Raw genomic sequence first — 15,404 nt, 5'->3', positions numbered from 1 at the left:
AACCGAGAAATGAACGCCTTCGCATCCCCCAATGGCTTCACCGCCGCCCCCGCACCGGCCAGCGCCCCCAGCGGTGACGAGGCGATCCGTACCCGCCTGTTCGATCAGTTCAATGCCTTCTGGATGAATGCCACCCGGGAAGGCGTGCCCTATGACATGATCGGCACCATGTCCGTGACGGCTGCCGTCTATGGCCTTCTGGCCAAACATGGCGTGGGCACGACGGCTGAATTCCTGGAAGGAATGGCCAATGACGTGCGCACGGGCATGTTCGCTGTCCCGCCGCGTCCGAACTGATCGGCTGCGACGGCACTGCTGTCACGTCACTTCATGGTTGAGAGTGCCCAAGGGGCCGGTCCATCCGCCGATGGATCGGCCCCTTCTCTGTCCGCACGGCCCCCGGCAAAAGACACCGCTACCCCGGCAAAATCCGCCCAGTAGCATCTTCTACTCCGGAAAAGGGCAGGGAATGCCGATCAGGTGGATTTCATAAATCCAATTAAATCAGTGTATTAGAAATTTTTCGGGAGTTGGCACCGAACTTGCTCAATAGGCCACGACACGCCATCACTCCAACGGGAGCCCTTCCATGAGCATCTTCGGATCCTTGACCACCGGCATTTCTGGCCTTCAGGCCCAGGCCGCCGCCCTTGGTCACATCTCGGACAATATCGCCAACGCCCGCACCACGGGTTACAAGCGCGTCGATACCGCTTTCACGAACCTGGTGCTGCAATCCAATGCTCGTGTGCACAATCCCGGTGGCGTGGTGGCACGCCCCAGCTATGCCAACAGCGTGGCCGGCAATATCGAAACGGTCGACCGCACGACGAACCTCGCCATCCGTGGCCAGGGCTTCTTCAATGTCAGCCGCCTGACGGAAGTCAACGGCACCTCGGTGCCGACCGGCGAACGCTACTATACCCGTGACGGTTCCTTTGAACTGAACGACGAGCGCATCCTGGTCAACCGTTCCGGCTTCGCGCTGAACGGCTATATCTACAGTGAGGCGACGAATTCTTTCTCGACCTCCGCCACGCCCATCCAGGTCACGGCCGACATTGACAGCCCGGTTCCGACCAAGTCGATCGAACTGCGTGCGAATCTGCCGACCGATCCGACGCCGGGCCAGCCGATCCAGCCGACCACGATCCAGATCTTCGACAGCACGGGTAAGCCGCGCGACATCACCCTGGGCTGGCGTCCGGGTCAGGTGGACGGCGCCTGGCGCCTGTCCGTCGATACGCCGGGCGCTGTCGGCAACCTGCCTTTGTCCGGCAACCTGGATGGTTTCCCGGTTTCGGCGCAGTCCACCTCGCTGACGCAGGGCGTCTCGCCACGCAAGCAGATCGAGGAAGTGCAGTTCACATCACCCAACGGTGACGGCGCCTTCAAGATCGGCGACACGTACCGTGTTTCGATCAACGGTGTTGAGTTCACTGAGACGGTGAGCACCACCAACTCCTCGCAGTTGTCCAATCTGACCGGTGTCGCCCAGTCCCTGGCAGACAAGATCAACGGTGCCGTGCCGCCGGTCGGTGTGACCGCCAACGTTTCCAATGGCCGTCTGCGTATCTCCGCGACCACGGCGGGTGACGATTTCACCCTGACGACGAACGTCAATAATGCCACGCCGACCGTCAACACGGCCAACGCCCCCGTTACGACCGCAGCGACCAGTACGCAGCAGCAGCAGTCCGTGATCACGTTTGCGGGCAGCTCGGTCGATATCGGTGACGAATTCAGCCTGAACGTCGATAATAACAGCACCCAGACCTACAAAGTGAAGGTGACAGCCGCCAATATTGGCCAGTTGAAGGACCTGAACGGTGTCGTCACGGCGCTGGCCGCACAGGTGAATGCCAACTCCTCTACGGAGAAGGTAATCGCCTCGGTGACGGGCAATACCCTCACCTTGCGCGGCACGACCGTGGGCGACAGCTTCAATGTCGGTGAGCAGTCCGGCACGACCACGACGGCGGCGTCGTCGTCGGCCGCCCAGGTCACGGAGTTGAGCTACCCGAATCGTGATATTACCGCCGACGAGAACGATATGTCGGTGACCATCAACGGGACCACCATCACCTACTCGCCCGTCTCCGGCAACGACATGGCGACCGAACTGGCCAGCTTTGCCAACGATATCAACGCCCAGGCCCTGGGCGTGACGGCATCCGTGTCTGGCACCCGCCTTGTCATGACTGCCGACAATGTCAACACGGCCTTTACTGTCAGCGGTCGCGACCGCATCATGCAGGCCAATGTCAGCAACGCCCCGCCAGCCGACAACACCACCTTCGTCAGCTCGGTCCAGGGCAATATCACCGGGTCGCGCCAGACGCAGCGCATCTCCATCACCGGCGTGCCGGGTGATGTCGGCGCCACCTATTCGGTGACCCTGCGCAGCCCGTCGACCAATCAGGTCGATCCCATTTCGCTGAAGGGCACGACGACGACCCAGCCCTCGACCTCTGCCGCGCAGGTGACGGAAGTCTCCTATCCCAGCACGGCGCCGAAGGTCGGCGACGTCTATAGCGTGACCATCAACGGTAGCGCCTATAATTACGGCCCCCTGACCCAGGCGGACCTGGACGGTCTGCCGACGCAACCGCCGACGACGTCGGAAGCTCTGACCAACCTGTTCCTGCCGCAGATCACCTCTGCCGACGTGACGCCGACGGTCAGCGGCAACAAGCTGGTTCTGACCGGCAATGCCGTCAACACGGCCTTCCGTCTTACGGGTACCGACGATCTGGCAACCGATCCGTCGTCGCAGTTCTTCGATTTCTCCACGACGACCGCGACGCCGGCAGTCGGCAACCGCTATGCCGTCACCATGAATGGCACTACCTATGCGGTGCAGATCACCGAGCAGAATATCGGTGATTTCCCGACACCTGCCAGCGTGCTGGATGCGCTTGTCACCAAGGTGGGCAATGATTTCGGCGCCCCCTTCACCGCGTCCACCATCAAGAATGACGGTGTCAGCACCGGCATCCTGCTGACGGCCAAGGATGCCAGCATCCAGCTGAACGGCACCCAGGAAGTGGCCCCGAACTTCAACCGCACCATCACCTACACGACGACCGGCAACGAAGTGTCGTTGGATGAGATCGCCGCCAATCTGGCCCTGAAGGTCAACCAGGAAAGCGGCATTCCGGTGCAGGCCACCTCGGTCGGCGGCGTCATCACCATGACCAGCAACCAGGATGGCATTCCCTTCCTGGGTGAGCCCAGCTCCAACATCGGCACCACGCCGCCGCACATCACGCTGAACTTCGGTGGTACGCTGCCGAATGGTGAAGCCGCCAAGGCCGGTACGCTGTCCAGCCTGTCTTCCGCCAATGTCGGTACCGGCAATGCCACGGTGAGCGCCGTGACTGAAGGCGGCCAGCCTGCCCAGGTCAGCTTCACCGTCGATTATGGCAACGGCCCGCAGCGCATCACGCTGGATCTCGGGACCTTCGGTGAAGCCACTGGCCTCACAGAGTATGAGGGCAACGCCATCAACGTGACCTCCCTGCTTCAGGATGGCAGCCCGCAGGGTACCTTCCGGGACGTGGAAATCCGCGAAAACGGTGACGTTGTTGCTAACTATGACAATGGTCGTCGCCGCGTGATCGCACAGGTGCCACTGGTGCTGTTCAACAATGCGAACGCGCTGGGCCGTGAAACGGGCGGCACCTTCACCGAGACGGCGGATAGCGGTCGCGCCCGCTTCACCTCGACCGGCGTCAACGGTGCCGGTGTGATCGCCGCAAGCTCCATCGAAGGATCGAACGTCGATATCGCGCAGGAATTCACCAAGCTGATCGTGGCGCAGCGGTCCTACACGGCCAATACCCGCGTGATCACGACCACCGACGAAATGCTGACGGAGACGATCAACCTGAAGCGGTAAGCTGACGGGCGGCAGCGGCCCCTTATCCCTAGCTGCATGGCGTGTCGATCCCGGCCTCCTCTCGTGGGGCCGGGATTTCGCATTTTTGGGGTTTGGCCAAGCCGGTCGCGGCAGTACAATTCCGGCGACCTTCATCTTCTGCCGCCTGTGCCATGTCCATCTCCGGCATCTCTTCTGTGCTGTTCACACCCATCACCGGCCAGGGACGGCGGGGGCAGGGTACGGCTGGCACAGGCCAGGCGGCGGATACATCCCCGCCGGGTGCGCCGGCGGCTGAAAAGAACCTGACCAGCGACCAGCAGTCACAACTGCGGGAGCTGAAAAAGACCGATGCCGAGGTGCGGACCCATGAGCAGGCGCACAAGACGGCGGGAGGCCCCTATGCGGGCGGTATTCAGCTTGAATATACGACCGGACCCGATGGCCGCCGCTATGCGACTGCAGGTGAGGTGCCGATCGATGTCGCTCCTGTAAGGGGGAACCCCGAAGCCACCATCACCAAAATGGAGGTGGTGAAACGGGCGGCGCTGGCACCCCAGAGCCCTTCCCCTCAGGACCGGGCTGTGGCTTCGCAGGCCGACGCCACAAAGGCCCAGGCACAGACGGAGCTGCGGCAATCGCGGTCAGGCGATGATCAGGATGGCAATGCTCAGGGAGGGGGCTTTCAGCAGGCCAATGCCCGGCAGGCGGCAAGCAGCTACCAACGGGCTGCGTCCGTGACGCAACCCGCCTTCAATGTCGCAATTTCAGCGTAGGGAACGGGGATCAGCCGAACAGCGCGTTGTTCAGCTTGGCCGTGCCGGACAGGCCGGTATCAAAATTCTGCGCGGCGGTCAGCATGTTCTGCAATTCCAGCTGTCCCACGGACTGTTGCGGCACGCCGTCGCCAGCCTTGGGCTGCTGCGCCACCGTGTCATAATCCTTGCGGTAGACACCCATGGACATCTGGATCGCATAATTCTTGGACGTCAGGACATTGCCCTTGCTGTCCTTCACGGGGCCGTTCCCGTCATTGGTGACTTTGATGTAATAGTCACCGGCAGGCATCTTATACTCACCCTTCTGCAGGGCCTTGTAATTCTCGGTGGTCGATCCCAGTCCCTCTTTGCTGTCAGCCACAACGGCGCCATAGCGGGACATGACTTGCACGCGCAGGCCGGGATCACCCAGAACACCGATCTGGGCCTCACCTGCGTTCTGCACACGGACCTTGAAGACGTCGCCCTTGTCGTCCTTCTTGATATTTGAATAGACGTTCAGTCGGGTGCTGTCCTTGACCAGGGTGCCGATATCGGTGGCGGCACCGTTGGTGGAGTAGGGCGACTTGCGCACCTGTTTCTCGAAGGTCTGAACCTGAATCTTGGATTGTGCCTCGGCCTTCTTGTTGGCCTTGGCGGTCGAAGCTGCGAACTCTGCCAGCTGCTGCTCAATGTTTGAGAGCTTCTTGGTGGTGTCAGCGATTACGGCGGAGGCGGCGGCAGTGCCGGTAAGGCCGGGCGTAGGGTTAGTGGTCACCAGAGGCGAACTGCTGGTGGTCAGAACCGAACTCGACCCGCTGACGGACGAGACCATGGCAAGTCTCCCTTCACCTTATGACCACCTAACATGCAGGCGGTCGTAAAAAGCCCCCTCTATCGCACCAATCTATAGGGCGATTAGATAAAATGCAATCTGTTCCGTTCGGTTTCTTTGGCGATTCCCAAAGAAACCGAACCCTGATGCAGGCGCTAGATCGAAATGCTGAGCTTGCCAGGGGCGCCGGGAGGGGGCGCCTGAGGCTTTGGCATCGGTGCCGTCTGCGGCGGTGCCGATGCGGATGGTACAACCGGTGACGCTGCCGACGCCGTTGGCCGCTGAGAAAGGCCGGTAGCCACAGCCCGATTGATGTCAATAAGCCGGTCCAGCTTGTTGACATCCAGGTCAATGAGCCGGTCAAAGGTCTGTCGGTCGACAATGATGGACAGAGCCAGCACATTGTCGCGGATATCCTTCGGCAGCGGACATTCCGGATCGACCATGGACGTCTGAAATATCGTCCATAGCCGCTGATTGAGGGAAAGCGCCTGCCGCAACAGATCCGGATTCTCCGGCGCTTGCCGGGCATGGATCAGGCGGCGTGCCGCTTCCGTCAGGCCCCAGGCCTCGACATCGCGAGGATCATCGGAAGTGGGACGATTGCTGTACCCCGTCGCAGGCTTCATAACGTTCGCCGTGCCCTTTGAACGGTAAATCCATAGAGGCATTATTCCACATCGGGGTACGCCCGACAAGGATAATGGCCTACAGTGAGCGACCGCGCGAAAGCCGGCGGGCTGTGCATCGGTATAGTAGGGCGATGGGGGACAGATGACGGGCGTGCCGGTTACAGCCGAACAGGCAGTGCGTATGCATCAGGGTGGTGACGTGGCGGGTGCGGCGCGTGCCTATCGAGCCTTGCTGACAAGAGATCCACGCAATGCGCAGCTGTTGAACCTGCTGGGTGTTGCCTTATTGCAGATGGGCGACCCTGCAGAAGCCGTGCGCCTGTTGAAGGACGCGGCCAAGCGCCAGCCGCAAGCCGCAGATATCCAGGACAATCTGGGCAGTGCCCTGCGGGCTGCCGGTCATCCAGCACCCGCAGTGGAAGCCCATCGCAAGGCGCTCCAGCAGCGTCCGGATCATTCCCCCTACCTGTTCAATCTGGGGAATGCCTATGCGGCCATGGGGGCTCACCGGCAAGCCATTGACGCCTACCGCCGGTCCCTGGACGGACGCCCAGGGCATGAGGGAGCCATGTTCAATCTGGCCAACAGCCAGCGGGCCATCGGCGAACTGGAAGCCGCAGTGGTTTCCTACCGGCAGCTGCTGGCCGCTAACCCCTCACATGCGCAGGCCTGGAACAATCTCGGTGCCGTCCTGGCCTTGCGGGGGGAACTGGCGGGTGCTGAACGGGCTTATCGTCAGGCGTTGGCTGCGCGGCCTGGTCATGCGGAAACCTTGTCGAATCTGGGCAATGTCCTGGTCGAACGTGGCAAGCTGGGCGAAGCGCTGGCTTTTCACCGGGCAGCGGTGGACGCGGCACCGGAAAGTGCGGAGGCCTTTATCTTCCTGGGCGTGGCGCTGCAGGAACTGGATCAGATGGATGCGGCCATTGATGCCTATCGTCTGGGTCTGTGTCTGGAACAGGATAATGTGCAGGGGCTGACCAACCTGGGTGCTGCCCTGGAACTGACCGGTCAGTTGGCAGAGGCAGAGACCGTCCTGTCACGGGCCCTAACCATTGCGCCCGGTTCCGGCGAGGTGTGGGGCAATTTGGGTCTCTGCCGTCTGGCGCAAGGGGACCGCGCACGGGGGTGCGCGGCCATCGACAGGGCGCTGGAGCTTGACCCCGATCTGCCCCGTGTCCGTGTCGCCCGTGCGCTTCTCCGCCTGGATGACGGCGCGCTTTGCGAGGGTTGGTCGGACTATGCTTGGCGTTTCGCGGCCGGAGAGGCATTGCCCGACCGGCATTTCGCCGTCCCCCTGTGGAGCGGCGAAATGGCATCCAACAAACGGCTGCTGATCTGGCGGGAACAGGGGTTGGGCGATGAGTTGATGTTCGCAAGCCTCTATCCGGAAGCGATCAGCCGGGCCGGGCAGACGGTGATCGAGTGTGATCCTCGTCTTGTCGGGCTTTTCACCCGCAGTTTCCCATCGGTATCCATTCGGGCGCAGCGGTTGCCGCCCGACGGGTCGGATGCGCCCGAACGCCCGGACGCCGATCTGCATGTCCCGGCCGGTGATCTGCCTGGCCTGCTCGCCCCGTCCCTGTCTGGCTTTACGGGTGCGCCTTATCTGGTGGTCGACCGGAAGCGATCGGAAATGTCCCGTCAGTGGTTGGCGGAGTTGCCCCGAGGACTGCGGGTTGGCATCTGCTGGCGCTCCCGACTGATAACCACGCGTCGTCGTCACAACTATGCGGATGTAAGCGCCTGGGCGCCGCTGCTTGCCATGCCGGATATTCAGGTAGTCAACCTGCAATATTCGGCGCGGGATGAGGAGATTGAAGCCCTGAGGAGGGAGGGGCGGGTGCTGCACACCATGCCCGGTCTTGACCTTACCAATGATCTTGAGGGGCTTGCAGCCCTTATCGCCAATCTGGATCTGGTGATAACGGCGCCGACCGCCGTAGGCGAACTGGCTGGAGCGGTGGGCACACCCGTCTGGCGAATTGTTGGTGGTCGCGACTGGTCAACCCTTGGTGCGGCTACCCGTCCATGGTTCTCGTCCATGCGCCTATTCTTACATTCATCGGGCGTTGATGGCGGGCTTGGAGAAATTATACGATTTCTTAAGCAAAATTTGCCCCTGCATGGCTGACATTTTATCTGTGAGCAGTTTTCAGCGGTGAAATGGGATGCTATCGTATGCGCCATTGCCGATCCGATAAGACTTGGTGGGCTTGCGGCGTCGGTATCTGATTTAAATTCCGTTACCATCGGTTGGCGGGCAGACAGAATGTCGGTGGCGGGTGTCGAGAGCGTTATAGACACACACGATGGCATGATTGCATCGTTTGGCTCTGCACGCCCGGCGCTGGTGCGGGCAGACCGCCGCATGGTCACGGCCTTCTTCTGCGATATTGTTGAATCATCCAAGCTGGTGATCCCGCAGGACCCGGAAGATGCCTATGACCAGTTGTCGGGCATGATCGATATCATGCGCCGCCATGTACTGGCCTTCGGGGGCACGGTTTGCCAGACCCTTGGCGATGGCATCTACGCTGTTTTCGGCGCCCCGGTTTCCCAGGAAAATCACGCGATCCGGGCTTGCTATGCTGCTGATGCCATTCTCCGGGAGGTTGCGCGCGGCGGCCGGGCTGTTCGTATCGGCATCTGCTCGGGCGAGGTATTGTGGGACCATATGGCGGTCGGTCGGCAGTCGGCCAACCCTGCGACGGGTCCCGCCATCCACATCGCGGCAAAGATGCAGCAGTCGGCACCCCCCAATGGTGCCAGGCTGGCGGATTGCACAGCACGGCTGATCTCCGACTGGGTTGAAACGCGCCCTTCGATGCTGCTGGCGCTGGGCGGTGATGAGCCGACGCAGAGCCATGAGTTTCTGGGCCTGCGTACCCGTCGTCGTCAGTATGATGATTGCCTGCCGCTTGTCGGTCGTGAATCGATCCGCAAGCAGCTTGGCCTGGCTATGGCCGCCCTGGATGGCGACCATCCGATGCCATTTTCCGCGCATTTGGTGCGGGGCGCTGCGGGCCTGGGCAAAACGCGCCTGATGCGTGCCCTATCCGACATGGCCCGTTCGCGTGGCTTGCGTGTCATTGAATGGCAGGTTCCGGCGGTGGAGCCTGTGGGCGCACCGAGCCCACTGCATCAACTGGTTGTTGAGCTGCTGGATGGCCCTTTGCCACGGACTGCGGGTGGTATTGCGGCCATGCTGCGTGCTGCAGGCGCTTCCCCGGAAGAGGCGGATGCCCTGGTTGGCGTGCTTCTGCCCAGCAACGAGGAAAGCCGGGGGGGAGCGTCGGCCATTCTGGCACTGGCAGTCGGTGCCGTTGTCGCCTTGGCCCGGTCTGCCGCCACCCGCCACCCCCTTATCCTGCTGGTCGAGGATGCCCATTGGGCTGACACGGCGGTGCAGGCGACCCTGTCCGCCCTGCTTCAGCAGATCCCTGCCGAAACACGGATGGTTCTGGTTCTGTCCAGCCGGGAAGAAGGCTTGGCGGCCAGCATCGGTAGTCAGGCTATTCTGCAGAAGTATCCGCTGTCCCCGCTTGCCACGTCCGAGGTGAACAGCCTTCTGGACATGTGGATGGGGCCGTCGCCGGCGCTGGAAGCGATCAAGGCTGACCTTTCCCGCCGGGCCAGGGGTAATCCCTTTTTCATGGTCGAATGCATTCGCGTTCTGATGATGAATGGTGCGCTGCTTGGCGATGTCGGGGCGATGCTGCCGGGCCCATCGCCGAAAATCCCGTTGCCTGATACGGTTCACGCTCTGCTGGCCGCTCGTATCGACATGCTGGATGAAGAGGCGCGTCGGTTGCTGCGGACGGCGTCTGTGGTCGGGCCGACCTTCGACGTTGTGGTTCTTTCAGCGCTTGTGACGAATGGCGCTGTCGAGGATCGCCTGCAGGAACTGATCCGTCTGGGCTTCATTGACGAAACCCGCTTGCTGCCCCGGCAGGAATGCAGCTTCCATCACGCCTTGCTGCATGAGGCGGTTTATGGCGGCATCACGCGGCGGGACCGGCAGCAGCAGCATGCTGCATTGGCCCGGCTGTTGGCGGACGTGGAATTCCAGCAACTGCCCGGCCGGCTGGCGGCGCAGGCGCGCCATGCCTCGCATGGTGGCCTGTGGGATACGGCTGTGCAGGCGGGCCGTGCCGCCGCACAAGATGCGTTGAGCCGGTCGCTGGCCGTGGAGGCGGTGTCGCTTCTGTCCATTGCCGTGGATGCAAATGAAAAGCTGGAGGATACGCACGAGGTGATGCTGGACGGCATCGATCTACGGTTGGCGTTGGCGCGGGCGGCCATGCCCGCCGGCGATGGTGGCCGCGCCCTGTTGGCACTGGATCGCGCCGTTGTTCTGGCCCGTGCCGCCGGTGACGAGACCCGTGCCCTGGCCGGGATGGTCCAGCAGATTAATTATGAGCGGGTCTATGGCCGGCTGGATCAGGCTGTCGCCCTGACGGAGACGGTAATCGCCTATAGCGGTGGCATCACCCGTGCCCACCCGGAATTGCTGGTCATCGCTGCCGCCTGTCATCTGGATGACAGTGCCGCCGAACAGGCCCTGACGCTGCTGGATATGGCGGAACGGCCGGATGCCTGGGTCAATCATGAGCGCAGGCTTTATCTGACCCTTGATACCGGCATGGTGATTGCCGGAAAGCGGGCCAGCTCCCTGTCACTGCTGGGCCGGGATGCCGAAGCAGAAGTTTTCATCCAGAAGGCTCTTCAGGAAGCCCAGGCCAGCACCCATCCGTTTGATCGCATTTATGCCCGTCTTGACGTGGCTGAAGTGCGGATGCGTCAGCGCCGGTTCGGTGATGTTCTGGCCTACAGCTCTGAAGCACTGAACATCTCGCGGGCGACGGGTTCAGCCCTGTTCGATGCCATCAATCTGGCCCGGCGCGGTTTGGCGCTGGCTTATCTGGGGCGCGTTGCGGGTGGGCTTGCGGATATTGATCGCGGGCTGCGGTTGGCACAAAGCAAGGGGGCGGCCATGCACGCTGCATGGGCACGCCATGCCCGCATGCTTGCCCTTGCCCTCTCGGGACGGATGGACGAGGCGATGCGGGAGCGGCAGGAACTGGCCCGTACCGTACAGGAGCGGGGCTATGGTCTGCTGCGCCGATCCATGCCCGATGAAGCGACGTTGAAGGCCATGGCCCATCACTTGCCGTCCAACAGTCTGGGGATGGCAGGACGTTCAATGCTCCTGCATTGACAGATCGGCCTTTGGCCGTGCTCAGGTCGATTGCGGCAGCCAATGCAAAAGGAGCGGTTCCGCAAATGCGGCCGCTCCTTTTTGACAAGTTTGATTATGTCGGCGGTGCCCGACGAAACTAGAATTTCAGGTCTGCCGGCAGGTCGGAAAGGTCACGCAGCAGCATGGTCGACACGCCCTTGGACACCGCGCGGTAGTAAGCCACAAGGAAAGCCCGGATCGTCGCGGTCAACGAGGCATTCTGGTGCTGCCGGCGGGACACGATCGTGATCACCTGATGGATGCTGAAACCTTCGCGTTCAGCGATTTCATGCAGGGCCTGCCACATCACAGCTTCCAGCCGAACGCTGGTCCGATGTCCGTCAACCCAGACATTGTGGCTGATCAGCTGCCCATCGATCTCCAGATCGTGGGGCTCATAGACCGTAATATCGTTACGGGAATGCGGAGCGTTCATCGGCGACCTCGCCTTTCTGGATCAAGTGGATGCCCATCGCCATTCAGCGACCGACCGCGCTTTGTAAGCACACCATAGCGTTCCTTCTGCATACGATGCTGTGAACCACTTCACACAGCAAAACGGCCCCTCCGCATTACGGTCATTATCGAGACCTGAAGCGCGCCTTGTGCCGACAGGTTGTCACCTGACCCAGCCCTGACCCTTATCAAGGAGAACTTATATGCTGACGCGTGGTGCTGATGGCCGCCTGTATCGCATTGGCCCGAACGGGGCCGTCGTTGTGACCGAAGAGCAGAACCTGTCCCGTGGACGTACGCCGTCCCAGCGCACAATGGATAACGGCGCCTCGGCCGACCTGTATTTCGCCAGTGCCGATCTGTACACGGCAAAGATGTGACGATTGGTGGGTGCTGCCCCGGAAATTGGCCGGGGCAGCCCCAACCAGTACGCTAACCGTTGCGTTAGCTTTTGCTTCATTGAATCTGAAAGGGAACGGCAATGGATCAGGTTCGCTTGACCGACTGGGACAATCTGGAAGCCCCGCAGTGGCGCCGGTTAGTCTCGGCGGAAGAGACGCTGGCCCGTGTCAAACCGCTGTTCCCGTTATTCGGCATCACCCGCGTGGCCAATGTCACCGGCCTGGACACGATCGGCATTCCCGTCGTTATGGTCAACCGCCCCAATTCTCGCGGTTTGGCCGTTTCGCAGGGCAAAGGCGTCACCCTGGCTGCGGCCAAGGCGTCGGCGGTGATGGAAAGCATTGAAAGCTGGCATGCGGAACGGGCCTCGCACCTGTCGCTGCGTATCGGTTCCTATGAGGATCTGCGCTACTCGCTGCCCGTGGTGGACCCCGATCTGCTTCCCTGCAACATGGACAGTGTGTACACCCCGCACCATCAGATGCTGTGGGCGGAAGGCACCAACCTCCGGGATGGCAACAGCCTGTGGATCCCGTATGAGATGGTTCACAGCAACTACACCCTGCCGCTGCCGACGGGGCATGGCTGTTTTCAGGCCACGTCGAACGGTCTGGCGTCGGGCAATCACTGGATTGAGGCGGTGATTCACGGCCTTTCCGAAGTGATCGAGCGGGATGCCCGTACCTTGTGGAATCTGCTGCCCGAAGAGGCGCAGGAAGATACCCGCCTTGACCTGGAAACCATCGCCGATCCTGCTTGTCGTGCGCTGCTGGCCCGCTTCGCCCATGCCGGTGTTGCGGTCGGGGTGTGGGACCTGACGTCCGATGTCGGGGTGCCCACCTTCCTGGCCCGCATTGTTCAGGCCGATGCCGGCCTGGGGACCACGGTGCGCCCGGCCGCCGGCTATGGTACGCATCTGGTGCCGGAAATCGCGCTGTCCCGCGCCCTGACCGAGGCTGCGCAAAGCCGGCTGACCTTCATCTCCGGCGCGCGCGATGACATGCGCCGCGAGGAATATGATCATTTCCTGGCGGAAGAGCAGCAGATGCTGTGGCTGAACCGCATCCGTCTGGGCGCCACGGTGCGTGACTTCAACGAGATCAAGGGATGGCGTGGTCAATCCCTGCGCGGTGACCTGGGTGAGCTGCGGCAGCGCCTTGCCAATGTCGGTATCGAAGATGTCGTCGTTGTCGATCTGACCCGTGCCGAAATCGGCATCCCCGTTGTCCGGGTTGTGGTGCCGGGCCTCGAAGGTGTGGATGCGACGTCGCAATATAGCCTGGGTACGCGCGGGCGCCGCGCCGCCGGGCTTGCCTGACCCCTGGAGGGATAGAGCATGAGCAATCCTGTGATCGTCTTCCTGGGCCCCACCCTGCCGGTATCCGCCGCGCGCAAGGTGTTGAACGCTGATTTCCGACCGCCTGTCGCACAGGGCGACGTGCTGCGCGCAGTCCAGGACAATCCGGTGGCCATCATCATCATTGATGGCTATTTCGGGAATGTCCCTGCCGTCTGGCACAAGGAAATCCTATTCGCCATGGCGCGCGGTATCCCGGTTCTGGGGGCGGCCAGCATGGGGGCCCTGCGGGCAGCGGAACTGCATACGTTCGGGATGGAAGGCCATGGGGCCGTATTCCAGGCCTTCGCCGATGGCCGGCTGGAAGATGATGACGAGGTTGCAGTCACCCATGGGCCGGCGGAGCTTGGCTATCCTTCGCTGTCCGAGGCCATGGTCAATATCCGCCGCACCCTGTCCGACGCGCATGCCGCTGGCATCCTCTCGGTGGATGGGCGGCGGCGGCTGGAAGAGATTGCCAAGGATCTCTGCTACCGCGACCGTAATTATGGCCGCGTCCTGCGCGAGGCGGAGGAAGCAGGCGAGGTCGATCCGTTTGAGCTGTCCGCTTTCCGTGACTGGCTGACCATCGGGCGGGCCGATCAGAAGCGCGAGGACGCCGTGTCCCTGTTGACCCATGTGCGCGATACGCTGACCAATGGCAGCCTGAGCGTCCGTCCGATCTACGCTTTCGAGCATACGGCCATGTGGGAGCGGGTGGCCCGTCCGGCATCGGCAATGCCCGTCTGACTTGCATTTTCCTGCCGCAGCATCAATCCTGGCACTGTAGGGGGATCGTGGTTACCGGTCCCCTGGAGATGACAGGGGGATGTCAGTGGCACCTGCCTTAGATACCGCGCTTTTGCGCCGTAACAGTCTTTTCGCGGTATTAGACGACACTGAAATGGAAGCGATGCTGGAGTTCGCCAAGGTTCGGCGGGCCGCAGCGGAGGAACGTATTTTCGCCAAGGGTGACCCGGGCGACAGCCTTTATGTCATCCTGCGTGGACGGGTGGCGGTACAGACCGAGTCGGATGAGGCGAAGGTCATGCTGCTGAACATCCTTGATACGGGCTCCCTGTTCGGGGAAATCGCCATGCTGGATGGTGGCGAGCGGACGGCAACGGTTGTGGCGCAGGAGGCGACGGAACTTCTGCGGATCGACCGCCGCGATTTCATGCCGTTCCTGTTGCAGCGTCCGGACCTCTGCGTTCGCCTGATGACGGTTCTATGCGAGCGGGTGCGCTGGACCAGCGCGATCATCGAGGACACGGTTTTCCTCAACGTGCCGCGCCGGCTGGCCAAGCGCATCCTTATGCTGTCCCAGGCCTATGGCCGTACCACCGATGACGGTACACGCATCACCACCTTCGTCAGCCAGGAAGATCTGGCCAATATGCTGGGCGTGTCGCGGGAAAGCGTGAACAAGACGTTGAAGCAGTTCCAGACAGCAGGGGCCATTTCCTACCGTAACGGCTACATCATTTTGCATGATGAAAGCTTCCTGGATCAGGTCTCGCGCTAGGCGTACTGTATCGGCGGGAATCGGCAAGCTGGTGGCGTGGCGTGAAGAAGGCATCTGACGCTCGGAATGTGGTGATCCTGGTGCTGGGTCTGGCCCTGTCGGCCTGCGCCAGCCATGAGAGCCAGGTGAACGACAATTACATGTATGTTCCGACCCGGCCACCGGCCCCGGCTCCAGCCACGGTGGCAGCCCCTGCGGCTCCGGCCCCTGTTGCGGCTCCCGCCTCGCCCCCGGCAGTAGCGCCCGCCCCAGCACCGGTACCAACGACACCGGCGCCTGTGGCGAAGCCCCCCCCGCCCGCCAAGCCTGCCCCTGCCGCGCCAAAGGCGGGCACCTGA

Annotated in this window: 13 protein-coding genes; 10 read left to right on the top strand and 3 right to left on the bottom strand. The window is 62.1% G+C overall.

What is annotated here, in order from left to right:
• Window positions 1-9 precede the first annotated feature (9 nt).
• The 3 genes from ACODSP_RS19655 to ACODSP_RS19645 all read left to right on the top strand — a co-directional run bounded on the left by ACODSP_RS19655 (window position 10) and on the right by ACODSP_RS19645 (window position 4,656).
• Window positions 10-297: a hypothetical protein gene (locus tag ACODSP_RS19655; protein ID WP_488967243.1), complete on the top strand. Its 288-nt coding sequence runs from the start codon at window positions 10-12 to the stop codon at window positions 295-297.
• Between the two features lie 292 nt (window positions 298-589).
• Complete coding sequence (locus ACODSP_RS19650) at window positions 590-3,901, top strand: flagellar hook-basal body complex protein (RefSeq protein ID WP_488967242.1); 3,312 nt, start codon at window positions 590-592, stop codon at window positions 3,899-3,901.
• Window positions 3,902-4,053: 152 nt separating this feature from the next.
• Entirely contained in the window at window positions 4,054-4,656 is a 603-nt protein-coding gene (locus tag ACODSP_RS19645) for a putative metalloprotease CJM1_0395 family protein (RefSeq protein ID WP_488967241.1), read from the top strand.
• 10 nt (window positions 4,657-4,666) lie between these two features.
• On the opposite strand, the gene ACODSP_RS19640 is transcribed toward ACODSP_RS19645, so the two are convergent.
• Window positions 4,667-5,473: a hypothetical protein gene (locus ACODSP_RS19640; RefSeq protein WP_488967240.1), complete on the bottom strand. Its 807-nt coding sequence runs from the start codon at window positions 5,471-5,473 to the stop codon at window positions 4,667-4,669.
• A 155-nt stretch (window positions 5,474-5,628) separates the two neighbouring features.
• Entirely contained in the window at window positions 5,629-6,102 is a 474-nt protein-coding gene (locus ACODSP_RS19635; protein ID WP_488967239.1) for a flagellar biosynthesis regulator FlaF, read from the bottom strand.
• A gap of 145 nt (window positions 6,103-6,247) precedes the next feature.
• Between ACODSP_RS19635 and ACODSP_RS19630 the strand changes: the two genes are divergently transcribed.
• A complete protein-coding gene (locus ACODSP_RS19630; protein WP_488967238.1) occupies window positions 6,248-8,239 on the top strand; it encodes a tetratricopeptide repeat protein in 1,992 nt (663 codons plus the stop codon).
• A 183-nt stretch (window positions 8,240-8,422) separates the two neighbouring features.
• Window positions 8,423-11,326 (top strand): ATP-binding protein, encoded by a 2,904-nt coding sequence (locus tag ACODSP_RS19625; protein WP_488967237.1) that lies wholly within the window; start codon window positions 8,423-8,425, stop codon window positions 11,324-11,326.
• A 118-nt stretch (window positions 11,327-11,444) separates the two neighbouring features.
• Here the strand turns inward: ACODSP_RS19625 and ACODSP_RS19620 are convergent, their stop codons facing one another.
• The gene (locus ACODSP_RS19620) at window positions 11,445-11,783 is read right to left on the bottom strand and encodes a ribbon-helix-helix domain-containing protein (protein ID WP_054169090.1); all 339 of its coding nucleotides are present in this window, start codon (window positions 11,781-11,783) and stop codon (window positions 11,445-11,447) included.
• A gap of 223 nt (window positions 11,784-12,006) precedes the next feature.
• Between ACODSP_RS19620 and ACODSP_RS19615 the strand changes: the two genes are divergently transcribed.
• The 5 genes from ACODSP_RS19615 to ACODSP_RS19595 all read left to right on the top strand — a co-directional run bounded on the left by ACODSP_RS19615 (window position 12,007) and on the right by ACODSP_RS19595 (window position 15,404).
• On the top strand, window positions 12,007-12,183 hold the full coding sequence (locus tag ACODSP_RS19615; RefSeq protein WP_158659995.1) for a hypothetical protein: 177 nt from the start codon (window positions 12,007-12,009) through the stop codon (window positions 12,181-12,183).
• A 101-nt stretch (window positions 12,184-12,284) separates the two neighbouring features.
• Window positions 12,285-13,523, top strand: a complete 1,239-nt coding sequence (locus tag ACODSP_RS19610) for a YcaO-like family protein (RefSeq protein WP_488967236.1) — start codon at window positions 12,285-12,287, stop codon at window positions 13,521-13,523.
• 18 nt (window positions 13,524-13,541) lie between these two features.
• Window positions 13,542-14,291 (top strand): TfuA-like protein, encoded by a 750-nt coding sequence (locus ACODSP_RS19605; RefSeq protein WP_488967235.1) that lies wholly within the window; start codon window positions 13,542-13,544, stop codon window positions 14,289-14,291.
• Between the two features lie 154 nt (window positions 14,292-14,445).
• Window positions 14,446-15,066: a Crp/Fnr family transcriptional regulator gene (locus ACODSP_RS19600; protein WP_488967234.1), complete on the top strand. Its 621-nt coding sequence runs from the start codon at window positions 14,446-14,448 to the stop codon at window positions 15,064-15,066.
• 41 nt (window positions 15,067-15,107) lie between these two features.
• Window positions 15,108-15,404: a hypothetical protein gene (locus ACODSP_RS19595; RefSeq protein WP_488967233.1), complete on the top strand. Its 297-nt coding sequence runs from the start codon at window positions 15,108-15,110 to the stop codon at window positions 15,402-15,404.

This window comes from Niveispirillum sp. FG156, assembly GCF_057809555.1.
The sequence above is the reverse complement of the archived record's forward strand: the minus strand, read 5'-3'. Positions and strand labels throughout refer to the sequence as shown.